Origin of the sequence: Moraxella sp. VT-16-12, from assembly GCF_002224245.2 — a bacterium.
Classification (GTDB): Bacteria; Pseudomonadota; Gammaproteobacteria; order Pseudomonadales; family Moraxellaceae; genus Moraxella.
Window position 1 is genome coordinate 92,460 of the sequence record NZ_NKHK02000005.1, and the last position, 24,486, is coordinate 116,945.

The 24,486-nt window shown below is 43.9% G+C and carries 23 protein-coding genes; 2 read left to right on the forward strand and 21 right to left on the reverse strand.

The genetic code is table 11. The annotated features are described in order from the left end of the window. Nucleotide 1: 1 nt before the first annotated feature. From CEW93_RS05840 to sdhC, 10 genes are all read right to left on the reverse strand, one after another. Nucleotides 2-799 carry an ABC transporter permease gene (locus tag CEW93_RS05840; RefSeq protein WP_089539514.1) on the reverse strand — a complete coding sequence of 266 codons (798 nt, stop codon included), beginning with the start codon at nucleotides 797-799 and terminating at the stop codon, nucleotides 2-4. Then, entirely contained in the window at nucleotides 792-1,907 is a 1,116-nt protein-coding gene (locus CEW93_RS05845) for a hypothetical protein (RefSeq protein WP_089539599.1), read from the reverse strand. The genes CEW93_RS05840 and CEW93_RS05845 overlap by 8 nt, the downstream gene beginning before the upstream one ends. 10 nt (nucleotides 1,908-1,917) lie before the next feature. Further along, the gene (locus tag CEW93_RS05850; RefSeq protein WP_186727907.1) at nucleotides 1,918-3,057 is read right to left on the reverse strand and encodes a polysaccharide biosynthesis/export family protein; all 1,140 of its coding nucleotides are present in this window, start codon (nucleotides 3,055-3,057) and stop codon (nucleotides 1,918-1,920) included. A 214-nt stretch (nucleotides 3,058-3,271) separates the two neighbouring features. Beyond that, nucleotides 3,272-4,717 carry a dihydrolipoyl dehydrogenase gene (lpdA, locus tag CEW93_RS05855; RefSeq protein WP_089539516.1) on the reverse strand — a complete coding sequence of 482 codons (1,446 nt, stop codon included), beginning with the start codon at nucleotides 4,715-4,717 and terminating at the stop codon, nucleotides 3,272-3,274. 70 nt (nucleotides 4,718-4,787) lie between these two features. Next, the gene (odhB, locus tag CEW93_RS05860) at nucleotides 4,788-5,999 is read right to left on the reverse strand and encodes a 2-oxoglutarate dehydrogenase complex dihydrolipoyllysine-residue succinyltransferase (protein WP_089539517.1); all 1,212 of its coding nucleotides are present in this window, start codon (nucleotides 5,997-5,999) and stop codon (nucleotides 4,788-4,790) included. A 67-nt stretch (nucleotides 6,000-6,066) separates the two neighbouring features. After that, nucleotides 6,067-8,925, reverse strand: coding sequence for a 2-oxoglutarate dehydrogenase E1 component (locus tag CEW93_RS05865; protein ID WP_089539518.1), 2,859 nt, complete (start codon nucleotides 8,923-8,925; stop codon nucleotides 6,067-6,069). A gap of 478 nt (nucleotides 8,926-9,403) precedes the next feature. Next, entirely contained in the window at nucleotides 9,404-10,114 is a 711-nt protein-coding gene (locus tag CEW93_RS05870) for a succinate dehydrogenase iron-sulfur subunit (protein WP_089539519.1), read from the reverse strand. A gap of 67 nt (nucleotides 10,115-10,181) precedes the next feature. After that, nucleotides 10,182-12,035 carry a succinate dehydrogenase flavoprotein subunit gene (sdhA, locus tag CEW93_RS05875; protein ID WP_370511941.1) on the reverse strand — a complete coding sequence of 618 codons (1,854 nt, stop codon included), beginning with the start codon at nucleotides 12,033-12,035 and terminating at the stop codon, nucleotides 10,182-10,184. Between the two features lie 39 nt (nucleotides 12,036-12,074). Further along, entirely contained in the window at nucleotides 12,075-12,434 is a 360-nt protein-coding gene (gene sdhD / locus CEW93_RS05880; RefSeq protein WP_089539521.1) for a succinate dehydrogenase, hydrophobic membrane anchor protein, read from the reverse strand. After that, nucleotides 12,434-12,823 carry a succinate dehydrogenase, cytochrome b556 subunit gene (gene sdhC / locus CEW93_RS05885; protein ID WP_089539522.1) on the reverse strand — a complete coding sequence of 130 codons (390 nt, stop codon included), beginning with the start codon at nucleotides 12,821-12,823 and terminating at the stop codon, nucleotides 12,434-12,436. The genes sdhD and sdhC overlap by 1 nt, the downstream gene beginning before the upstream one ends. 517 nt (nucleotides 12,824-13,340) lie before the next feature. Between sdhC and gltA the strand changes: the two genes are divergently transcribed. Then, on the forward strand, nucleotides 13,341-14,618 hold the full coding sequence (gene gltA / locus CEW93_RS05890; RefSeq protein ID WP_089539523.1) for a citrate synthase: 1,278 nt from the start codon (nucleotides 13,341-13,343) through the stop codon (nucleotides 14,616-14,618). A gap of 133 nt (nucleotides 14,619-14,751) precedes the next feature. Beyond that, nucleotides 14,752-16,086 carry a beta-ketoacyl-ACP synthase II gene (fabF, locus tag CEW93_RS05895; RefSeq protein ID WP_089539524.1) on the forward strand — a complete coding sequence of 445 codons (1,335 nt, stop codon included), beginning with the start codon at nucleotides 14,752-14,754 and terminating at the stop codon, nucleotides 16,084-16,086. On the opposite strand, the gene CEW93_RS05900 is transcribed toward fabF, so the two are convergent. From CEW93_RS05900 to CEW93_RS05945, 11 genes are all read right to left on the reverse strand, one after another. Further along, nucleotides 16,083-16,889 carry a PP2C family serine/threonine-protein phosphatase gene (locus CEW93_RS05900; protein ID WP_222432725.1) on the reverse strand — a complete coding sequence of 269 codons (807 nt, stop codon included), beginning with the start codon at nucleotides 16,887-16,889 and terminating at the stop codon, nucleotides 16,083-16,085. The two genes, fabF and CEW93_RS05900, sit on opposite strands and share 4 nt — an antisense overlap. Continuing rightward, the gene (locus tag CEW93_RS05905; protein WP_089539526.1) at nucleotides 16,832-17,308 is read right to left on the reverse strand and encodes a hypothetical protein; all 477 of its coding nucleotides are present in this window, start codon (nucleotides 17,306-17,308) and stop codon (nucleotides 16,832-16,834) included. Before CEW93_RS05905 ends, CEW93_RS05900 begins: the two co-directional genes overlap by 58 nt. 9 nt (nucleotides 17,309-17,317) lie before the next feature. Beyond that, the gene (locus CEW93_RS05910) at nucleotides 17,318-17,842 is read right to left on the reverse strand and encodes a hypothetical protein (RefSeq protein WP_089539527.1); all 525 of its coding nucleotides are present in this window, start codon (nucleotides 17,840-17,842) and stop codon (nucleotides 17,318-17,320) included. A gap of 99 nt (nucleotides 17,843-17,941) precedes the next feature. Continuing rightward, complete coding sequence (locus CEW93_RS05915; protein WP_089539528.1) at nucleotides 17,942-19,132, reverse strand: CynX/NimT family MFS transporter; 1,191 nt, start codon at nucleotides 19,130-19,132, stop codon at nucleotides 17,942-17,944. Between the two features lie 96 nt (nucleotides 19,133-19,228). Continuing rightward, complete coding sequence (gene nqrM, locus CEW93_RS05920) at nucleotides 19,229-19,495, reverse strand: (Na+)-NQR maturation NqrM (protein ID WP_089539529.1); 267 nt, start codon at nucleotides 19,493-19,495, stop codon at nucleotides 19,229-19,231. Between the two features lie 152 nt (nucleotides 19,496-19,647). Next, nucleotides 19,648-19,818: a hypothetical protein gene (locus CEW93_RS10795; protein WP_186727908.1), complete on the reverse strand. Its 171-nt coding sequence runs from the start codon at nucleotides 19,816-19,818 to the stop codon at nucleotides 19,648-19,650. Continuing rightward, nucleotides 19,811-21,244 (reverse strand): cell envelope integrity protein CreD, encoded by a 1,434-nt coding sequence (gene creD, locus CEW93_RS05925; protein WP_089539530.1) that lies wholly within the window; start codon nucleotides 21,242-21,244, stop codon nucleotides 19,811-19,813. The genes CEW93_RS10795 and creD overlap by 8 nt, the downstream gene beginning before the upstream one ends. A gap of 103 nt (nucleotides 21,245-21,347) precedes the next feature. Next, nucleotides 21,348-22,808 (reverse strand): two-component system sensor histidine kinase CreC, encoded by a 1,461-nt coding sequence (creC, locus tag CEW93_RS05930; RefSeq protein ID WP_186727909.1) that lies wholly within the window; start codon nucleotides 22,806-22,808, stop codon nucleotides 21,348-21,350. Then, nucleotides 22,802-23,521 (reverse strand): response regulator, encoded by a 720-nt coding sequence (locus CEW93_RS05935; RefSeq protein WP_089539532.1) that lies wholly within the window; start codon nucleotides 23,519-23,521, stop codon nucleotides 22,802-22,804. The genes creC and CEW93_RS05935 overlap by 7 nt, the downstream gene beginning before the upstream one ends. An 84-nt stretch (nucleotides 23,522-23,605) precedes the next feature. Continuing rightward, nucleotides 23,606-23,797, reverse strand: coding sequence for a zf-HC2 domain-containing protein (locus tag CEW93_RS05940; protein ID WP_186727910.1), 192 nt, complete (start codon nucleotides 23,795-23,797; stop codon nucleotides 23,606-23,608). A gap of 44 nt (nucleotides 23,798-23,841) precedes the next feature. Further along, complete coding sequence (locus tag CEW93_RS05945; protein WP_089539534.1) at nucleotides 23,842-24,435, reverse strand: sigma-70 family RNA polymerase sigma factor; 594 nt, start codon at nucleotides 24,433-24,435, stop codon at nucleotides 23,842-23,844. Between the last annotated feature and the right edge of the window lie 51 nt (nucleotides 24,436-24,486).

A 24,486-nucleotide genomic window follows, 5' to 3' on the forward strand; every position in this document is an offset into this window, starting at 1 on the left:
TTTATATTTCTGCTTTATGGCTAATATGTCTGATTAACATCAAACCAACAAAAGACAAGATAATATTACAAGAAATCATATAAGCAATACTTTCATAAGTGGGAATCACATCACCATAATACCCATGACGAATCATTTCGGTAAAATGTACCATGGGCACATATAAAATATATTCTTTAGCAATCTCAGGCAGCCAATGCACAAAAAATAACGCCCCTGAAATGGGAAACATGACAAAGCTAATCATACCCCAAAGGCGATTTACCAAATCTGATAATTCACACAGTGATCCCATTACAAATGAAAACGCCACGGTAAACCACACCAACAATGCCCCACCATAAACCATGTATAAAAAATCATTGGGTAAAGACATCTCGCCGAGCACATAAAAAATAAAAGACAATAATAAAAATGAAATCAGCGCCCCAAAAATCTCCAACCATATTCGCGCCAAAAACACGTCCAAAATGGTCACATTACGATGATATAACAACCCTGAATTGGCGCCTATGGCTTTGGTGACTTTGCTGGCACTATTACGCCAACATAACACCACCGAATAACCAATCACTGCAAACGGAATCATTTCTATGCCATGCTGTCCCGCTCGAACCAGTCCCCAAAATAAAGAAATGAAAGCCACAAAAATCGTTGGCTCAATAAAAAGCCACGCAAAACCAATATTATGTCGTCCATAGCGCGTGATAATCTCACGCATGAGCAGGGCATAAACCACTCTAAACTGAATTTTTAAAGAATGACCAAATGCCTTAAAGGACGATAAATAATTAGTCATTATGCTCTTTCACCCCAGCGATGAACAAACGCAGTGTCCCCCACAACAAAAGACAGAACACCAATCCCGACACCGCATTTTTAAAGCGTTCAGGCTTGGTGGCTTCATCAGGCAGTGAAGGCGCAGCTAAGGTCTCTAAATACAGCTGTTTTTGATTAAAATCAATTTTGGCCTGCTCATAGCTTGCCATCGCAGACACCAGTTGTTTGTCCGCCAGCTCTTTTTCTAATTGCAAGCGCTGAAACTCCACCGAGCGATTAGAAAGCGACACGTCTGTGGGGCCAGTCACCAGTTTGGATTTTTCGGCGATGTTCTTTTTTAGGCTTTTAATGCGCGTTTCCATCGCTTTGATTTGTGGGTTTTCTGGGGTGATTTCTTTGGCTTGGGTTAATTGCGTTTCGGTCTGAATGAGTGCATCTTGCAATTTTGAAATCTCTTGCAGCACAATGGCAGACTGTCCTTCTGGATTAAAGACTTCATTTTTTACCCGATATTCTGCCAAATTATTGGCAGCAGCCGATGATTTGTCTTGGGCTTCTTTGACTTCTTTTTCAGAGGCGACCAAAATGTCATTTTTGGCATTATTGTTAATGCGGTTAATGACGTCTTCGCTCATCTTTAATAAGGCCTGATTGATTTTTTGAGCGTCATCGGCAGTATAAGCTTCTATTTGTAAGGTGGAAATGGAAGACGCTGGGTCATAAACCACTTTGACTTTTTTATCAAAATATTCATAAAAATTCTCAAAGGTGGGTTTTTTTATCACCCCAAAACGGCTGACAATGTCCACTGACTTATCAGAATATTTATTTTGAATGTCCAGCTCGTCTTTTAGATTTTGGGTAGCATCACGACTGGTCAAATAATCACGCACCAAATAACTGTCATCAGATGAAGCACTAAATCCAATATTTTGTAGCATCATGCCCAATCCTGAGGTGGATTGCTGATTAGGGCTTCTGATGACAAATTTAGATTCTGACGTATAAACATCAGAGGCAATAAATCCATAATAAATAGACAGCAGTAGTGTTGGCACAACCACACACAACCAAAATAAAGGGTCTAAATATGTGGTGATTTTTTTAATTTTTGGTTTTTTTAACATATTGTCCCCATCATTCATTTAAATTATCTATGGTGTTAATAATAAATGCTCCTTGTCCTATCAAAGTAACAAATTTACGAAACTCCACGGCTGGGGCATTAGACACATAAATCAAATCTTTGTCCTTAACGGCAAAGTTTTGAGCGACAATATAGTTAATGGGGTCTTTAAGATTTAAGCGATAAATAACAGGCACAATAGACTGGCGACGAAACTCTGGGGGCAAAGCTTGGTATTGCTCAGCATTTAAAACATTAATGGATTCTTGACGAAAAATAAACACACCACGAGCATCTGCCCGACTGTCATTTAAACCACCTGCCCGAGCCAATGCTTGCATGAGTGAGATGCCACCTGTCTCAAAGCTAATCTCATCATTTTTGGCGACCGCTCCTAATACGGTAAAACTTTTGGTTTGATAATGCACCGCCACCACGTCGCCTTTTTGTAATAAGACATTTTGGGCAGGGTCGCTCATCACCTTATCAAAGGGCATCTCCACCGATTGTCCACGGCGGTTGAGCTGAATGGTTACACGGCTAGATGGGTGCTTTGTACCACCTGCGGCAGCAATGGCATCTAACAGTCTCTCTCCTTTGCCTGTCAATGGCATGCGAGTACTGTTATTGACTTCGCCAATGATGGTGATATCAGCAGTATTATTTTTGGCAATGCGTACGACCGCACTTGGGTTGTTAGCCTTTTTGTGCAAGCCTTTAACAATCATGTCCTGCACTTGTTGTGGGGTTTTGCCCGAAACAACCAGTTTACCCACAAAAGGAATGGTAATCTGTCCACGATTATCCACCATCTGTTCGGGTAATTTCACTTCTTTTGAACCTGTTAAAGTGGCAATATCGCTGGCAGAACCAAATAATAAGGCAGGGGGTGCTTCCCAAATGGACACATCCACCACATCGCCTGCATTGATGGTGTTATTAAAGCCTGATGACGTACGAAAATAATCGGAAAAACGCCTGTTTGGGCTTACATCTGTGGTCCGATGAGTGATTTGATTGTCAATATCAATGATGGTTAGACCTGTGCCTGCGGTATCTACCTGTTGTTCTATGATTCTTTTGCTAGGACCTGATGCGGGCTGCCAGTTACTGATGGCTTGGCAGCCTGATAAGGCAGTGATAAGTAACATACTACTCATCGAGTAAAGAAAGGGAGTTTTCATTATAACTGCAAAGTTATCATCATTACATTTTATTATAACATAAAAACCACTTTAATACCAATTGTTTACCCTTGCTTACAAACAACATACCCGACATAAAAAATAGATGGCAAAATACCATCTATTTTTATATGACATGCAATTTTTAGATATAGCTCAAAAATTAAAGCATGTAAATGACCTAGCGTTTTTTGCGTTGAATGGCATGAATCGCCCGACCATCAGCCGATAATGCTGCTTCATGTACTGCTTCTGACACCGTTGGGTGAGCAAAGGTCATCAGCTGCAAATCTTCAATGCTAGACACAAATTCAAGAGCAATCATGCCTTGGTGAACAATATCACCAGCACCCACACCCACCATGTGCATACCAAGCAAGCGGTCAGTTTTGGTATCAGCCACCACTTTAATCAGTCCCACACCTTCGCCTTGTGCCAAAGCACGACCATTGGCAGCTAGGCTAAATGAGCCTGTTTTGACTTCATGACCTTTTTCTTTGGCTTGCTCTTCGGTCAGACCCACCCACGCAATCTCTGGGTGTGTATAAATCACGCTGATGATGGTGTCGTAGTTGACTTGGGCTTTTTCGCCATGCAGACGCTCCACCGCCATCATGCCTTCTTCCATCGCTTTATGAGCCAGCATTGGTCCACGCACCAAATCACCAATGGCATACACACCATCTAGATTGGTTTTGCATTGGTCATCAACTGCCACCAAACCACGCTCGGTAAGCGTAATGCCACAGCCTTCTGCCAATAGCTTTTCGCTGTACGCACGACGACCCACACAAACGATGAGTTTGTCAAAGACTTCTGTTTTGGTTTCGCCTTTGACATCGGTGGTTACCACCACTTCACCATTGACCACTTCAGCGTTGGTTACTTTGGTGTCCACACGAATATCAAGCCCTTGTTTTTTCAAAAGTTTGGCAGCTTCTTTTGAAATGTCTTTGTCAGCCGCAGCCAAGAAAGTTGGCATGGCTTCATACACCACCACTTCACTGCCCAAACGACGCCATACCGAGCCAAGCTCCAAACCAATCACACCCGCACCAATCACACCTAGACGCTTAGGGGCTTCGCTAAACTCTAACGCACCTGTGCTATCAACAATGTACTCACCATCGGTTTTGGCAACAGGAATCTCAATCGGCACAGAACCTGTCGCCAAAATGACATACTTAGTAGTAATAACGGTTTCTTCGCCATCATGATTGGTAAATTTGACTTGTTTTTGCTCACCTTTGCCATCAAGCAGCGTACCCACGCCTTGTAGCCAGTCCACGCCATTGCCTTTTAAAAGTCCTGCCACCCCAGCGGTCAAACCCTTAACAATGCTGTCTTTACGTTCAAGCATTTTAGCAACATCAATGGCAACTTCACCTGTGCTGATACCATGCTCAGCAAGCTCATGTTTGGTCGCTTCGTAGCGATGTGAGCTGTCTAAGAGTGCCTTTGATGGAATACAGCCGACATTCAGACACGTGCCACCCAAAGCAGGCTCACCTTTGTGGATACGTTTTTCAATACACGCCACAGAAAAGCCCAGCTGAGCCCCACGAATGGCAGCTTCATAACCGCCCGGTCCGCCACCGATGACCACTAAATCATAAGAAGTTTTCATAATTTTACTCTCTTGGTTTTTCTTGTTTACATGATAAATGCCTACCTTGCGATAGGCATTGTTGTTTTTATTACAAATCCAACAGCAAACGTGCAGGGTCTTCAATCAGCTCTTTGATGGTTACCAAAAACTGCACCGCATCTTTACCATCAATCAAACGGTGGTCATAAGACAATGCCAAATACATCATTGGCAAAATCACCACTTGACCATTAACCGCCATTGGACGTTCATTGATGGCGTGCATGCCCAAAATGGCGGTTTGTGGTGGGTTGATGATTGGGGTAGAAAGTAGCGAGCCAAACACACCACCGTTGGTAATGGTAAATGTACCGCCTGTCATCTCATCAATAGATAATTTGCCTTCACGGGCTTTGATGGCATAATCACGGATACCACCTTCAATGTCAGCCAGTCCCATGGTGTCAGTATCACGCAGCACAGGCACAACCAAACCACGGTCGCTAGATACTGCCACGCCCACATCATAATAACCATGATAAATGATGTCATCGCCATCAATAGACGCATTCACCGCAGGGAAACGTTTTAAGGCTTCAGTGGCAGCTTTAACAAATAGCGACATAAAGCCAAGTTTTACGCCGTGGCGTTTTTCAAATTGGTCTTTGTATTTGGCACGCAAGTCCATAAGTGGCTTCATATTGACTTCGTTAAAAGTCGTCAGCATGGCGGTTTCTTGGGTGGCAGACAACAAACGCTCAGCGATACGTTTACGCAGACGTGTCATTGGCTCACGTTTTTCAATACGCTGACCGACCGCAGTGGCAATTACTTGACCATTGTCCGCTTTTAGGGTGGGGTTTACCATGTCTGATTTGGTAACACGACCACCACGACCAGAGCCTTGAACGTCCGCAGGATTTACGCCTGTTTCTTTGGCAGCTTTGCGTACTGCTGGGGCTTGGTCTTTATAGTCAGCTTCGGTTTGGGCTTTTGGTTGAACAGGGGCAGCAACAGAAGCTGGGTCAATGGTGGTGCCTTGTTCAGCTTCGTCTTTTGATAGCTGGGCTTTTGGCTCAGCAGTTGCACCTGCTTCAAACTGAGCGATTGGCTCATCAGACAATACAGTGCTGTCCACGCCCTTGATGATGCTTGTTACCACGCCATCATCAGGAGCAACCACTTCTAAAACCACTTTATCGGTTTCAATCTCGGCAAGCAACTGGTCTCGGCTGACCTGCTCACCTTCGGCAACGTGCCATTCTACGATGGTGCCGTCTTGTACTGATTCTGGAAAAACGGGGGCTTTAATTTGAGACATACAAAACTCCAATATTTTTAAGTATTAAAACAATGCCAAAAGCCCATCAGCTCTTGGCAAAATTAAATTATTGCAACGCTTCAACAGACACATTCAAAGCGTTGGCAATGAGTGCTTTTTGTTGAGCGTTGTGCATTTTTGGTGAGCCTGTCGCAGGAGCGGCGGCTGATGGACGAGCTGATGGCTTGATGACTTTGGCATCGGTCAAATGTTCATCAACCAAACCATACAAATGCGGAGCCAGATATAGCCATGCACCTTGGTTAAGTGGCTCTTCTTGTGTCCACATGATTTGCTCTAAGTTTGGATATTTGGCAAGTTCAGCCACGATACGCTCTTTGGGCAGCGGATATAGCTGCTCAATACGCACAATCGCCACATCATCAATGCCAAGTTTGCGGCGAGCTTCTAGTAGCTCATAGTACACTTTACCACCACATAGCACCAAACGCACCACTTTGCTGTTGTCGAGTGCATCAATCTCAGGCAGCACCGTCTCAAACTTACCATCTACCAACTCATCAAGCATGGATGTGGCTAATGGGTGGCGAAGTAGAGATTTTGGCGACATCACCACCAATGGTTTGCGGATTGGGCGTACCACCTGACGGCGTAGTGCGTGGAAAATCTGTGCAGGGGTGGTTGGGGTAATCACCTGCATGTTGTCTTCGGCACACAACTGTAAAAAACGCTCCAAACGTGCTGATGAATGCTCAGGACCTTGACCTTCAAAGCCGTGTGGCAATAGCATGGTCAAACCACAAACACGTTGCCATTTGGTCTCGCCAGATGAGATAAACTGGTCAATCACCACCTGAGCACCATTAGCAAAATCACCAAACTGAGCTTCCCAAACAATCAAAGCGTTTGGCATGGTGGTGGCATAGCCATACTCAAAAGCGAGCACCGCTTCTTCGGACAGTAGCGAGTTGTATGTGGCAAAGCGGGCTTGGTTTTCGCTGACGTGTTGTAGCGGAATGTACATACTGCCGTCTTTCATGTTAAACAGCTCTGAATGACGGTGGCTAAATGTACCACGACCCACATCTTCGCCCGTGATACGCACCAGCGAGCCTTCGTCCACAAGACTGGCGTACGCCAAAGTCTCAGCAGCTCCCCAGTTGAGTGGCTCTTTGCCAGTTTGCATGTTAAGACGCTGCTCTATCACTTTGGCAACTTGGCGTTGTAGCTCAAAGCCTTCTGGGATTTTTGCCATGGCATGAGCATAAGATTTTAGTTTTTCGGCAGGCACGCCTGTTTGCCAATCATCTTCTAGTGTATGACCCAAGTACGGCTTCCAATCCACAAACAGCTTGGTATCAGGCTCTTTGGCAAGCCCTTGTGCCACATCATCACCGTTGTCTAGGGCAACACGATAAGCGTCTTCTATTTGACTTGCCTCTTCAGCAGTCAATACGCCTTCATCAACCAATTTTTGAGCATATTGGGTGCGAGTGGTGGGCAGTTTTTTGATGATTTGATACATCAAAGGCTGTGTTGCCATTGGCTCATCAGATTCGTTATGACCATTACGGCGATAACACACCAAATCTAGCACCACGTCTTTACCAAACTCAGTGCGATAATCTAGCACAAGCTGGCTGGCAAACACCACCGCCTCAGGGTCGTCGCCATTGACGTGCAAAACAGGGGCATGCACCATTTTGGCAACATCTGTACAGTATTCAGTAGAGCGAGCGTCTTCGGGGCGAGAAGTGGTAAAGCCCACTTGGTTATTGATGACAATGTGTACTGTGCCGCCTGTTTTGTAGGCACGAGTTTGCGACATTTGGAAGGTTTCTTGGTTGACACCTTGACCAGCAAAAGCAGCATCACCATGCACCACGATAGGCAACACGGTACTGTTGTCAATGTCATAGCCATATTTTTCACTACGGCGAGCTTGTCTGGCACGCACCGAACCAAGCATCACAGGCGAGACGATTTCTAGGTGAGATGGGTTGTAAGCCAATGCCAAATGTAGCTCACCGCCTTTGGTGATGACGTTTGAGCTAAATCCGTTGTGATATTTAACGTCGCCTGAACCTGTGGTGGGCTGAATTTTGCCATCAAACTCATCAAACAGCACTGATGGATTTTTACCCATGATATTGACAAGCAGGTTTAAGCGTCCACGGTGAGCCATACCAATGACCACTTCTTTGGCACCATAAGTACCCACACGTTGAATCATCTCGTGCACTGATGGGATAAAGCTCTCGCCACCTTCTAAGCCAAAACGTTTTACGCCTGTATATTTACGAGCCAAATACTTTTCTAGCCCTTCGGCAGCGGTCAGGCGTTCTAGGATTTCAAGTTTCTTTTCTTTGTCAAACTTGATGTAGCCTTGGTTGGATTCAATGTATTTTTCAATCCATTTTTTTTCGGTGGCGGTAAAGACGTGCATGTACTCATAGCCAATACTGCCACAATAAATCCGCTCACACACTTCAATGATTTCACGCAACGTGGCTTCGGATTTGCCAATATGCATCAGCGTGGTCGGAAAAACGGCATCTAGGTCAGACTCAGACAAGCCATGATATTGTAAAGTCAAATCTTCAATGGCTTCACGCTTTTGTAGTCCTAATGGGTCAAGTTTGGCTTTGCGATGACCACGGCGGCGATAGGCACTAATAAGCTGTTGCACTGCCATTTGTTTAGGATCGCACTCACCAGTACCAACAGTCTGCACGACAGGACGAGCATTGGTTTGGTTACGTGCCAAAAGCAAAAACTGCTCTTTGATGGCATTGTGTGGGGCATCGCCTGCTTGCTCATATTGAGCAAAATATTGCTGCCATTCTTCGCTTACGCTGTTTTTATCCGCCAAATAGTCTTCATAAAGCGTCTCAATGTACGCAATCCCATCTGCGGTCAGCTCAGTATTTTTATACGCAATGGTATCTTTACTGCTGTTTGTCATAATACTCGCCATATTGGTGGTTAATCTATCATTTGGTCAATCATAAACCAAACAAATCATCTGTCTGCGTGTACAATACGCACATCTTGCATAGTGTACGCCATTTAACAAAATATAACAAGTTTCAATCCCCATAAAAACACGCCCTGTTTAAAAATTTTACCACCACCATCCCACAATAACCATAAATCAAGTAAAATTTAGCCTTATTCTATTAATTTCATCAATATTTTTAATTAAAATTTTTAATGACATAATCCAATATCTCACCAAAAATCAATGTTCATTTATTTTAAAAAATGATGATTTTTCAAATAGATGGTGCAATATTTATTAATAATTATTCCATTCACTTCCCCATGCTTAACTTGGGCTTTTTAAAGGTTTTGCTAAAAATGTTACGCCATTATTTCATCTGTTATTTTATGTTTAAAATAAAAAAAAGACCTTATGAAAAGGTCTTTTTGTTTGCCACAAATCAGCTAGCGGTTTCTAAAAGCATGTTGCGAATATGTCCGATGGCTTTGGTGGGGTTTAGACCCTTAGGACATACTGACACACAGTTCATGATACCACGGCAACGGAACAAACTAAACGGGTCATCAAGGCGAGCCAATCTGGCACGAGTATCCGTATCGCGACTGTCAATGATAAAACGATAGCCGTTTAGCAGTGCTGATGGTCCCAAAAATTTGTCTGGATTCCACCAAAATGATGGGCAAGACGTTGAGCAACACGCACACAAAATGCACTCATATAAGCCGTTGAGTTTTTCACGGTCAGCCTGAGATTGTAGGCGTTCTTTGGCTGGTGGTGGCTGGCGGTTAATCAGATATGGGTGCACTTTTTCGTACTGAGCATAAAACTGGTTCATGTCCACCACCAAATCTTTGATGACAGGCAGACCTGGCAATGGACGCACCACGATTTTATTTGGCAAGGTATTCATGTTAATCAAACACGCCAAGCCATTTTTACCATTGATATTAACGCCATCAGAGCCACAAATTCCCTCACGGCAACTACGACGAAAAGTCAAAGTTTCGTCCATTTTTTTTAGGCGTAATAGCACATCAAGGAGCATACGGTCAGAGTCTAACAGCTCAATCTCGTATGTCTGCATATAAGGGGCTTTGTCTTTATCAGGGTCGTAACGATAGATTTCTACAATGCGAGTTCCACGACTCATAATTCTTCTCCACAGGCGTGTGGCTAGTCTATTTGGCGACACGCCTTTTGTTAGTTTTAATTAGAATTTAGAATGTACGCACACGGGGGACACAGTATTCCACCGTCAAAGGCTGTTTACGCACAGGCTTATAAATCACACGGTTGCCCTCAGAGTACCAAAGCGTATGTTTCATCCATTCATGGTCATTACGCCCAAGCGGTGCGTATGGGTCATCTTCTGGACGCTCATAATCAAGCACACTATGAGCCCCACGGCACTCATGGCGTAATGCTGCCGACAGCATGGTCGCTTTGGCAACTTCATACAAGTTTGCCACTTCCAAGGCCTCAATACGAGCAGTATTAAAGACGGCTGATTTGTCTTTTAGGTGGATATTAGCAACTTTTGGTGCAAGTGCCAAAATCTTCTCAACACCTTCATCCATCAAGGCTTGAGTGCGGAACACCCCAGCATGAGCCTGCATGACAGCACGAATCTCATCAGCCACTTCTTGGGCGTTATAGCCTTCAGTGGAGTTTTGAAGTTTGTCAAGGCGAGCTTGGGTAAAGTCCAGCACACGTGGATTCATTGGTTTATAACTGTGGTCAGATTTGGCAAACTCGTCCAAAATATGCTGACCTGCCGCACGACCAAAGACCACAAGGTCAAGCAATGAATTAGTACCTAAGCGGTTTGCCCCATGTACTGACACACACGCACACTCACCAATGGCATACAAACCTTTCACGATACGACCTTCGGTATATAGGCCTTCTTCGTCAACATGACCATCTAGCACAGGCACGGTTACTTGACCGTGAATGTTGGTGGGAATACCGCCCATCATGTAGTGAATGGTTGGCACAACTGGCACTGGTTCTTTGGTGATGTCCACGTTAGCAAAGTTATGACTAATCTCAAACACCGACGGCAGACGTTTCATAATCTCAGCATGACCTAGGTGCGTCATATCCATCACGATATAGTCGCCATTAGGACCACAGCCACGACCTTCTTTGATTTCTTGGTCCATAGAACGAGACACGAAATCACGGGGAGCAAGGTCTTTTAGGGTTGGGGCATAACGCTCCATGAACGGCTCGCCATGTTTGTTACGCAAAATTGCCCCTTCACCACGACAGCCTTCGGTCAAAAGCACACCCGCTCCTGCCACGCCTGTGGGGTGAAATTGCCAAAATTCCATGTCCTGCAAAGGAATGCCAGCACGCACCGCCATACCCAAACCATCGCCTGTGTTGATGTAGGCGTTGGTTGATGCACGGAAAATACGTCCTGCACCACCTGTGGCAAGTACGGTTGTTGGTGCTTGGAAAACAGAAATGTTACCTGTTTCTTGGTCAAGTGCAATCACACCATTGATGTTGCCTTCCAAGTCTTTAATCAAGTCAAGAGCAATCCATTCAATATAAAACTGTGTGCCTTTTTCTAGGTTTTTTTGATAAAGGGTGTGCAGTAGTGCATGACCTGTACGGTCGGCTGCCGCACAAGCACGTGGCACTGGCTTTGCTCCATACTCAGCACTATGACCACCAAAAGGACGCTGATAAATCGTACCATCGGCATTACGGTCAAAAGGCATGCCCATATGTTCTAGCTCGTAGACCACTTTTGGGGCTTCACGGCACATATATTCAATGGCGTCTTGGTCGCCCAGCCAGTCAGAACCTTTAACGGTGTCATAAAAGTGAAAATGCCAGTTGTCAGGACTCATGTTCCCCAAAGAGGCTCCGATACCACCTTGGGCGGCCACGGTATGTGAACGGGTTGGGAAAACTTTGGTCAAAACGGCAACTTTCATGCCACCTTCAACCAACTGTAAAGATGCTCGCATGCCCGAGCCACCACCACCAACGATGACCGCATCAAAGTTTAAGGTGGGGATATTGTCAATTTTTTCTTGTGCTAATGCCATGTTAATTCCTATCAGATAGTTAAATGATTATTGGGAAAATTTTGGTTAGCCCCAAAAAATAATCACGCCCCAAACCAAATATACCAAAATCGCCGCTACGGTTACAATTTGTAAAACCAAACGCAACCCTGACGATTTGACATAGTCAGTAAAGACCGTCCACATACCCACCCACGCATGAAACACCAGCGATAAGATAGACACCAAAGTAAAAATTTTCATGGGCAATGATGTCATAAAACAATGCCAAGTTTCATAATTAACATCATTAGTCAAGAAAAAACCAATAATGACCAAACTATAAACTGCCAACACCACCGCACTGGCACGTTGCAAGAACCAATCACGAGAGCCTGAACCTGTCAGACCTGACGCACTTTTTACGCTAAAACTATTTCTTTGCATCAGAACATCACCCATATCAATGAAGCCACAATCAAGATAACAGCGATGACAAAGCTGACAATTGCTGCTGTCTTACCAGAGTTGAACTCTTCGTTCATGCCCATATCAGCAAGTAGATGCTTGACACCCATCACAAAATGATAAGCCGTGCCTGCCACAAAAATCCACGCCACAAAACGCAGAGCAACGTTATCAAATACAGTATTAAATCCTTGTTCTGATGACAAGGATGTCTGCAAGACACAAAGCATCACAGGCATAAGCAAGAACAGCACCACACCTGACACACGGTGCAAGATTGAAGCCATAGCGATGGGTGATTTTGAGTTCACCGCAAGCACTTGACCCATAGACAAGTTAATTGGTCGGTTGCTTTTCACAGCGGGCATCCTTATAAAAAATTACGCCTAAAACGGCAAGGAGAGCTGGCTGGCTGTCGGGTGTACGTTTTTAATACACACTAAGAACTTCCTTAGCACTTAGCACAGCAAATACCAAAAATCAAAAATTTTACAAAATCATCACTAAAAATCACAAGTGATTATCATTTATAAAATTAGGTAAATAAATCCTTGAAATTATAAAACGCTTAGCAAAATTTTACAAATGAATTTAGTGGTTTTGTGTAAAATTTCATAAATATTTATAAAAATCCATCAGCATTTTAGTAATATTGTTACAAATTATTTCAAATAACAGTATATGATAACTATTTACAATAAACTTATGAAATTTATTTAAAATGGGCTTGTAAGTTTACCAAAGTTTTTGTATCATCATAACGCTTGGAAAATTTACAAAGTCTCCATGCACAAAAGGAGTTTGTATTTTGATTGCCAAGGCTGGTCATCAAAATATGTTTATGTCTTATTTAGGAATAGGACACCACCAACCAATGAGGTTATTATGTCAAAACAAGTCAAATTAGTGGTAGATGGTCAAGAATATGAGATGCCTGTGCTAGAAAGCACCCTTGGTCGTCCCGTTTTGGACGTAAGTGCAGTAAACAAAGCAGGATTTTGGACGTATGACCCCGGCTTTATGGCGACAGCACCCGTGGAGTCTAAGCTGACCTATATCGACGGCGACAAAGGTGAACTGCTGCACCGTGGCTATGCCATTGATGAGCTGGCGGACAACGCCGAATATCTAGAAGTTTGCTACGCCCTTTTGTATGGCGATTTGCCAAATGCTGAGCAAAAGGCAGCGTTCTATGAGCGTGTTTCTAGCAAAATGGCAGTGCATGACCAATTGCGTAAATTCTTTGAAGGTTTTCGCCGTGATGCTCACCCAATGGCGATTATGGTCGGTGTGGTTGGTGCGTTATCTGCATTTTATCACAATCACCTTGACATCTCTGACCCTGCTCACCGTGATGAGACAGCGGTAGATTTGATTGCCAAAGTACCAACACTTGCCGCCATGAGCTACAAATACTCCATTGGCGAGCCTTTCTTGTATCCAAGAAAAGATTTTAGCTACGCTGAAAACTTCTTGTATATGATGTTTGCTACCCCTGGCGATGTCGATTATAAGCCAAACCCTGTGTTGGTTAAAGCGATGGACAAAATCTTTACCCTACACGCTGACCACGAACAAAACGCTTCTACTTCTACGGTGCGTCTGGCAGGTTCAACAGGTGCCAACCCTTATGCGTGTATCGCCGCGGGTATTGTAGCACTATGGGGACCTTCACATGGCGGTGCTAACGAAGCGGTATTGACCATGCTAGATGAGATTGGCACGATTGACAATGTCGCACCATTTATGGAAAAAGTCAAAACCAAAGAAGCCAAATTGATGGGCTTTGGACACCGTGTTTACAAAAACTTTGACCCACGTGCCAAAGTGATGAAAGAGACCTGTGATGAAGTACTAGGTGCATTGGGTGTTAATGACCCCAAGCTACAACTGGCGATGGAATTAGAAAAAATCGCCCTATCTGACCCCTACTTCATTGAGCGTAAGCTCTATCCAAACGTGGACTTCTACTCTGGCATTATCCTAAAAGCCATTGGCATTCCAACATCCATGTTTACTGTCATCTTTGCCCTAGCTCGTACAGTGGGTTGGATTAGCCATTGGATTGAGATGCACTCAGAGCCTTTCAAAATCGGTCGTCCACGTCAGCGTTACACAGGCGAAACACACCGTACATTTGTTAAGCTTGAAGACCGCAAATAATATTGGTCAAACCTTCAAATTTCCCAAAGTTCGCTTTGGGAAATTTTTTATACCGTTTATAAATGTACACTATAAATTCGTAAAAAATCATGATAATATAGGCTTTATCAATATAAATTTTTATGGATAAGCCATGACCCAAACACCAAACAGCCAATCCACTCGCCAAAAACCCCCACATTTTGAACGCCCTGACCATGAACGTGTTGTCATCACAGGCATGGGCGCCATCACACCAATTGGCAATGATTTAGATGGTCTATGGGCAAACCTGATGGCAGGCAAAAGTGGCATTGATGTCATTGATGGTTTTGATGATGTTGATGGCGATATGAGTGAATTTCGCTCACGCATTGCAGGACGCATTAAGAATTTTGATGCCAAAACCCATCTTAATCCCAAAGACGTTCGCCGTTATGATGAGTTCATGCACTATGCCCAAGTTGCCAGTGCCCAAGCCTTGTATCATGCAGGTCTGATAGATGGCATTCAGGGTGATAGCTTGCCCATCAATGTAGATAGCGAACGCTTTGGGGTCATAATGGGCTCAGGCATTGGCGGACTACAAACCATAGAAAGCAGCCGTGATACTCTGCGCGCACATGGTGCTAAAAAAGTCTCGCCCTTTATTATCCCAGGCACGATTGTTAATATGCCCGCAGGTCTTATCGCCATTCGCCACAATCTGCGTGGAGCAAATCTTGCCACTGCCACCGCCTGCACCACATCCACACACGCCATCGGTCTAGGGGCAAGACTCATCGCCTATGGAGATTTGGATGCTGTGGTGGTGGGCGGCAGCGAAAAAGGCTCAACGCCCCTAGGTATGTCAGGCTTTGCCGCCATGCACGCCTTGTCCACACGCAACGACGAGCCAACTCGTGCTTCTCGTCCTTTTGACAAAGACAGAGATGGTTTTGTGTTGGGAGATGGGGCAGGTGCTTTGGTGCTAGAAAGTTTGGCACACGCCAAAGCTCGTGGAGCGACCATCTTAGCAGAAGTGGCAGGTTTTGGCATGAGTGATGATGCCAGCCACATCACCGCACCGCCCACTGATGGCAACGGAGCAAAAAGAGCCATGCAAAATGCCCTAAATGATGCAGGCATCAGTCCTGATAAAGTTGGCTACATCAACGCCCACGGCACTTCCACCCCCGCAGGAGACGTGGCAGAAAGCCATGCGATACAGGCTTTATTTGGCGATGATATTTTGGTCAGCTCCACCAAATCCATGACAGGGCATTTATTGGGTGCAGCAGGAGCGGTTGAAGCCATCATCAGCGTGCTGGCTCTGCAACACCAAATCCTACCCCCCACCATCAACCTAGACAACCCAGACCCTGATTGCACATTAGACTATATCGCCCACACTGCTCGCACCGTCAGTGATGTTGATTATGCGGTGTCTAACAGTTTTGGCTTTGGTGGGACAAATGGGAGTTTGGTGTTTAGACGGTGGGATAACTAAGCCCAGCTTGCCACCACAACCGAACAATCATCATACCCTACACAAGCCTTAACCGCTTGACGTAGGGTTTCTAATTTTTCACACAGACCATCGCCACATTGCCAAAGCTTGGATAATGTTTCATCATCTAACTCATCGGTCAATCCGTCTGTACACAATAGCAAACTTTCGCCTGGTTTTAATGTGCATTTGGCTCTATATACACTAAAATCATATTCTTCACTATCAGCGATTAGGCATTGCGACAGGGCGTTATACATACTGGCGTAATTCCCATCAGGCTTGGCAAGCCCTTCGGCTATCATGTCATTGAGTACGGTATGGTCATGACTTAGCTGGGTAAATTTACCAGCATTATCAATAAGATAAATACGACTATCGCCAATATTAAAAAACCGACATGCCCCACACTCATCAATCACCACCCCTGCTAATGTCGTACTAGACCCATACGCCACAGGGCTGATTTCTTCACAAAATTGCTCAAAATTTCGCTCAAAAAAGTCCCTTGCACCTATTTTATCAAGCGGTGTCTCGGCGATTTTTTGTAACCAAAAACGACTGGCAAGGTGCGAGCTTGGGCTATTAGACACGCCATCTGCGACCGCCAAACAAAATCCGCTTGATGGAACTTCCACCAAGCGAGCTTTGTTGAGTTTGGCAAATTTGACTTCTACCCCAGCAAACAAGGCATCTTGATTGCGTGCTTTGCCTTGTCCTACCATCTGGAAGTAGGCGACTTCCATCATACCGGCAACGCCACACCACGAGCAGTCATCATTGTGGCGACTTTTTCGTACCATTCCTTGATGATTTGTGTGGTTTCAGCGTGGTCATTGGTACAGCGGTTTATTGCACCCATTGGAGCAGGGCATTCACGCACTTTTTTACCATCAATTTCCCAATCTAATATTCGTATGGGTCGGCGGTTTTCTATCCACTTAGTGCGTGGGTCGCTGTCATTCTTGATTTGATATGCTCCACCAATCACTTGCACGAGGGCAATAAACTTTGCTCCATCACGAATAGCAACAATGTCATTGACTTGCATTTTGTGGCGAAACCGCTCAATTTGCTCCTGACCGCCTTCCCATTCGCCAAGCCCAATAAATCTGCATTGTTCCAAAATATACGGAATATTTGGTGCAAAATCGCCTTGCTCGTCTGTTGGGTGCATTTGCATGTGCCAAAAATTGTTTGGGGTGAAAGTTTCGTTAGTCATGATAGCTCCTTAGCTACTGATAGTGATGGTGATATTGCTTTCGCTTACGCCAAGTGTCAAAGCCAGACGGCGTTTAGCTTCGCTGATGGTCAAAGTTTCATCTATGTTAGACGGACTTTGTATTTGTCTGGGTTCAATCACGGGATTAGTCGGGATAACAGCATGAAATTCCAACTCATCTACATTGATACCAAAATCCTGCAAAGTGTAATAAGCAACAGGATTTGCATTACCTTTAATTTTCTCTCCATTAATTGTTAATATATGAATATCAGCATACTCACTAATATATACTTCGTAACGGTCGCCCTTAGAATTTGGCTTAATATCACTGATTTTGCCAAGCAAAAAAGCAGTATGCGAAGGAGCTTCTGGTTCGCCCCAATTTCCAATAAGTTGTATGCAAATCAAATATTTGCAACGATTAGCACGGCGTACATTAAAACGCCAATCACCACTGCAACCCACTTCTAAAATTTCGCTTTTGCCATTGTAGGTAAAAACAACCAAGCATTCATCATGTTTAGTACTCATAAATAATATTCCAATATAAATGTTATTATATGATAATATTTGAAGAAATATATTGCAAGTAAAATTTATAAAAAATTGATAGCTAATTGATTTTAAACCCTAATCCACCTTATTCCCCCGACCTGCCAACCAACCAAAACCAATATTGACGCACATCAGCACAAACAGCACCTGCAAAGACAGCTCCCAAGTCCCTGTTTTTTCATACAATTTACCAAGCACCAATGGACCAAAAAACGCCACCACATAACCCACCGCCTGCACCATGCCTGATAAATCTCGTGCAGTCTCCGTGCTGGTCGTGCGAATGGAAAACAGCATGAGCGACAGCGTAAAGATGGATGCCCCACCAAAACCCATCAACGCCGACCACACATACAAATAATCAGGCAGCCACAACAATCCACCCGCTCCGATGGCATTGGCAAAGCTTGCACATAACGCAATGATTTTAATAGAAAAATTACGCTTAATCAAAAAGGTCAGCAAAAATATAGCCACAGGTGCAGCAAACTGAAACGCCAAAGCCAGCAAACTGCTTTGTGCCAAATCCAACCCATAACTCATACCGATGGACGGCAAAAAGCTTGCCACCGTATAAAATAGCAAAGACTGTATCCCCATATACACGCCCATATACCACGCATCACGATTTTGCCACACACGAAAGTTTTGGTCGGTATGAGCATGGGGGACATTTTGGAGATTTGATGGGATTTTATTTGCCTTTGATGACTGGTAAATAAACAGCAACATCAGCCATGCCAGCACCGCAAACACACCCCAAGATGATAAAGCCACCTGCCATGACACCACCGTCATCACCGGCACAACCACATAAGCACAAAATCCTGCACATACCGACATGGATAAACTAAACACACCTGTGGCAAGAGCAATGTTGTTTGGGGCGTGTTTTTTGATAAAAGGAGCAGTCAGGGCATTTAACAGCCCAATGGCAAACGACAACGCAACTGTCAAAGCAAACAGACCGACCACACCCGCCCACACCCGCCCCAGCACGCTCACAGCAAGCACGCCTGTGCTGATTATCATCATCTGCTCCAAGCCAAAACGCCGAGCAAGAGCAGGAGCAACCAATGCCCCAAAAGCAAACATTGGCATGGGCAATGCCCCAAGATAACCAATGGCAGACACCGACAAACCGAGAGCCTCTGTCAGCGTAGATGCCAGCGAGCCTATCATCACAATGGGCGAACGCATATTAACAGCCAATAAAATCAGCGTGATGATAAGCAAGGTTAAAGATGTGGTGGTTTTTTTGGACATGGCGGTTTTTAGCTACTAAAAACTAAATTTTAGCAAAAATTTCAGTATGGCAAAATAAAAAAGAGCGATGACTCGCCCTTGTTGTTGATTTTTTGATTAAGCTTTTTTGGCAATCTTATCAAGTGTCGCCTGATTGGCAAGCATGGCTTTTTTGTCATCTTCGCTCAGACTGTCGCATTTGTTTGGGTCATTACCACAAAACTGGCAATACTCATCACCCATCAAGTTGGCAACGCCCCCACACGAGCCTTTGAGTGGCTGTTTTTTAACCAAATAACCCACACCCATAAATAAAAAAAACAACAAAAACACCCCAAAAGTTACCACAAACATGGGAACAAACTGAGCAACAACATCATTCATGGCTAATTACTCCAAATGGCTGAGAAAATGAGTGGCTTTTGTTCACCATTATAAATCTTTTTTAACAAAAAATCAGCTTATCGTCTCATTTTTGCCAAAAATCTTAAATCCAACAATAAAAACAAGGTGCACCGTTGGCACACCTTTTTTAATCATAATTTGCCAATTTGACAGCAAACCTGCTTATCAAAACTTAGCACCACGCCTAATTTTGGCACATACAGCCAATGCAAAAACTCCACATAATCGCCCAAATGTTTGATGATGACAGATTTGGACTTGCCCAAAAAATGATGGTCTGCTTTGTGGTTGAAATTATTCATCACGCTCTCCTTGCAAATCTAGGGCAGACTGATTTAAAACATCAGGCTTGTTTTCAGCGCCCACGCCATACCAATCCACATGGCGAGTTGCCACCATCACCACCGCAATAAATACAAAACAAAATACCGAGCCAAGCAGTAAATTTAGCCCATTTGCTGACATGATGACATAAAGAGCAATATACAGCGAACCTAGCACTGCCCCAAACGCCACGCCACGTAAGGCAGAGCCGAGCATATAACAAGCATACCACCCAATCAAGCTCACGCACGCAATACTGGCGATGACATAAGCATACAAAAAGGCGATTTGCTCAGCCAAGGATAACAAAAGCAGATAAAACACCAATAAAGCACTGGCAACCAGCAAATACTGCACAGGGTGAATGGGGCGAGCTTTAATGACTTCAAACAAAAAGAAAGTTCCAAATGACACCATGATGATAAGCAGTGCGTATTTGATACTGCGGTCAGTAAGCGTATAAGTGTTGCCTGTTTGGACAAATTCACTCATCAATGCAAGGTGCGAGTATTGAGACACATCACTCATTGAATTTGCACCCATCTGCACAAGCTTGCTTTGGTTTTGTTGGCTAAGCATGGGGCTGTGCCAAGTAGCACTAAAACCATCTTTGGTAAATGATTTTTGGGCAGGTAGAGCAATGCCGGTAAACTTAGGATTTTGCCAGTTGCTACTTAATGATACTTTGACATCCTGACCCACAGGCATGACCCCAAAACCGCCAATGCCTGCCACATCAAGCGTAAAACGAACATCCAAAGGCTGACCTTCTAAAAACTCACGCTCGCTGATGGGCAAATCCACTTGCAAATAAGACAGTTGTAACGCCCCATCAGAGCTAAATTTGGCAGGATATTTCTCACCATTAACCACAACATCAGTTGGGGTAACACCACGCAAATCACTCATGGCAATGATGAGTTTTAAAGGATGACCAGACGGCTTGTGTGGTGTAGGTTTACTTGGTGTTAATAACACTGGGGGCACATGATGAGAAGCGGCATTGGCATCATCTAAAACAGGAGCTGGGCTGGCGGTATCTTTGGGTTCATCTGGAATATGCACAGTGGCATTTTTGGGGCTAAATGTCTGATGAACCGCTACTTTTGAGCGAAAACTGACCGCCTGATAGATTCCCCGTTCATATTCATCATCACGCACAAGTGCTTGGGTGCTGATGTCGCTGTTTTGGGCGAAAATATAGCTTTGAGTGTCATCATGTTCCACCAACAAAAATGGCGTAACCAAAATCTGCTCGCCCACATAGGACGATTTGATGTCATCAATCACATCTTTATGGTAGGCTTGGCGTTCATGCACCAAACCACGAAGAAAAAACATACCCACCGCAAACAGCAGGCACATCGCCCCAATAATCACAATTTTTGCACCAATTTTTTGCATAATCACCCCGTTTTGGTTTATCAATCAAGGGTATTTTAAAAACCTTTTATGGAAAAATGATGGAAAAATGCGGATAAATGATGAAGATTGTGTGAAAAAACCATCAAGCATTTGGTAGCACCAACACCACCTTCACCCAATTTTCTGAACTCTCATCAAACTGCCCAAATGTCGCCGTGCCACCATGCAACTCCACAACTTGTTTGACCAGTGTCAATCCTAGCCCTGTGCTTTTTTGGCGATTTGCATGACCTACGCTAAAATACCTATCAAAGGCTTTTTTAATAATAAAATCGTCCAATTTTTCACCATTATTGATGATGGTGATGGTGGTATTTTTACTGTCTTGCGTGATGTTAATTTTAATCGTGTTTTTGCCATAATAAATGGCATTATCTATGATGTTTAACACCGCTTGACTTAGCCAAAACTCATCGCCTTTTATCACCACACCGCTTTTATCAAATAGCACCGTTTTATTTAACTGTTTGATGTTGGCTGATTTTAAATTTAAGCAATGCGTTATCATCTCATCAACATCTATGCTTAATTTATCGAGTTTAAAATTGGGCTGTTCTAGCTTGGCAAGACTAAGTAGCCTATCCACCAAAGCGGTGAGTTTATCAGCTTGGGTTAAGATGATGTTGGTAAATTGTTTTTTCTCATCAGCCGTCAAATCATCCGTCAATATCTCGGCACTTGCCCGAATGGCAGTCAAAGGCGATTTCAGCTCATGGGTAAGTGTATGAACGTACTCGGTAACGTAGGCTTTGTTTTCAATGGTGTCTTTCATGGCGTGAATGCTTGCCATCAGCTCATTTAGCTCACGTCCTAGATAAAAATGTGGCGGTGCAGTACTGGCAAGCCCCTTAGTATAGCGATTGACACGCTCTATGCCGTGTCGCAACCACCATGCCATAAATGTGGCGGTGGCAAGCGTTATCACCATGATGGTTAAGATGATTTTGATGATTTCATCGGTACTTTTGTTGATATATGGCACAAGCGTTTGGGTGGGTTTGCCTACCGACAATACGCCTATTAGTTTATCTTGATGAATAATCGGACTTGCCACATACATGACAGAATGCCCATCCACATCGGTACTTCTTGCCCCATATTTGCCCTGCAAAGTCAGATAAACATCGTTCCAGCGACTAAAATCTGCCCCCACGCTGGCATTTTTGCTGTCATAAATGACCACGCCTTGTTTGTCAGTAATGTACAAATGATAGGTACTTTTGTCTTTTTGGTGATACCACAATAAATCATCAGCACCAGTAAACACATGGGCAAGATGTTTATTAAATGATTGATTTAACTCATTTTTATCAAGCGTTGCCACGTCATCTGCCACCATCACCGCCAACAGACGAGACGTGTCCACAAGACTGTCTTCCACCACTCTTTTGGCAGATGGTCGCACGGTTTTTTGAATGTGATACAACGCCAAGCCCATAGACAGCAACGTGATAAGCACAAAGGTCAGCCATATTCGCACAAAAATGCTAAAACTTAGCTTTTGTTTAAATACTCTATCAAGCAAATGATGAAAATTTAGCACAATCCATACCCCAAGCCACGATGTGTCAAAATCAGCTCATCATCACAGATGGCAGAAAGTTTTTGGCGTAGCGTTTTGATATGACTGTCAATGGTGCGAGATAAGCGGTGTTCTGGGTGGGGGCTGATGCTTGCTAAAATCTGCTCACGGCTTAAAATGTGGGTGGGATGATTTAAAAATGTGAGCATGATAGACAGTTCGGTTTTGGATAGGTTGAGACTGACATTATTTAAAAACAGCGTATAATCACAGGCTTGGTAACGCCATATATTTCTTCCTACCAACTTGGTAAAACTGTTGGCAGTTAAGCGATTGGCATTATCGGTGGCAGGTTTTGAAGCCAAAAAACCGTCTCGTCGCCAAATGGCTTTGAGCCGTGCGATGAGCTCTCGTGGACTAAACGGCTTGGCGATATAGTCGTCCGCCCCCAATTCAAGCCCCAAAATGCGGTCTATCTCATCTGCTCGTGCCGTCAAAAACAGTATCGGTACATGAGCATGACATTTGTGTGAGCGTATCGTTTGGCACACACCAAAACCATCACCATCTGGCAAACCCACATCAAGCACCACCGCATCAAGGTGCGACACCGCAAGGCATGGAGCAACTCTGGCGACAGTATCCGCCCACGACACCACATACCCTTCACGCTCCAAAGCAAAGCGTAAGGTGGTGGCAATGGCAGGGTCATCTTCAATGATGAGAATGTGCATGGTGATATTTTGTGCAAGTTAATACTAAATGTACTAATTTAGCACAAGATGGCTTGGGCAACAAGTCAGATTGTTTGATTTGGGTTATTTATTTAAGGTTTTGTGCTTGGCGATGAGCTGTTTTAGGAGATGATTATTTTTGTCAAAATTACGACAGTTGGTACAAATCAACAAATGCGATTTAACTGCCATACTTTGTGATGCCGATAACGACCCATCATAAGACTGGCTCACCCATTCGGTGATTTTTTGGCAGTTTTTAAAGCGTTTAAGCATGGTATTTCCATTTGATAGGATGGCATCAAAAAAATCATTGGTTTTTAATGATTTAGCCATTTAATAGATAAACAATTTTGCAATCTTAGTCTTGCTCTGTGCATAAGTACATAAAAATTTTGCCGACTAATATCCAACTCACCGCAAATCACATCGGTATCTAATTCAACATATTCTTTCATCAAAAACGCTCGTGCTTGCTCTTTGGGCAGATTATCCAAGCACAGCTCCAATATTTGCCAAAAACTGTCCTGCTCAGCCAGTTGTGTGGGGTCGCCCAATGATTTATCAAACGCACAGATACCACTATCAGTGTGCCAATGCCCATCTTCATCAAACAAACATTCTAAAAACTCTGTGTCATCATTATCATCATCGATCAAATCGCTAAGCGTGATGTATTTTTGATTTTGGCGGATAAAATCGCTGATTTTGTTTTTTAAAATGGCAAATACCCAGCTTTTGAGTGCTGATTTTCCCTGAAAACTGTCGGCATATTTTAGGGCATTTGCCAATGCTTCTTGTACCACGTCCCGAGCGTATTGCTCATGACCTAGCTGATTATAGGCAAAACGATACATTGGCGTGTATAATTCGCTAAGATTGTCATCATCAAATAAAGCGTTGTGATTGGTCATGGGGTATTTTAGCCTAAAATTCGCGTATTGTAACAAATAATCCCTACCAAT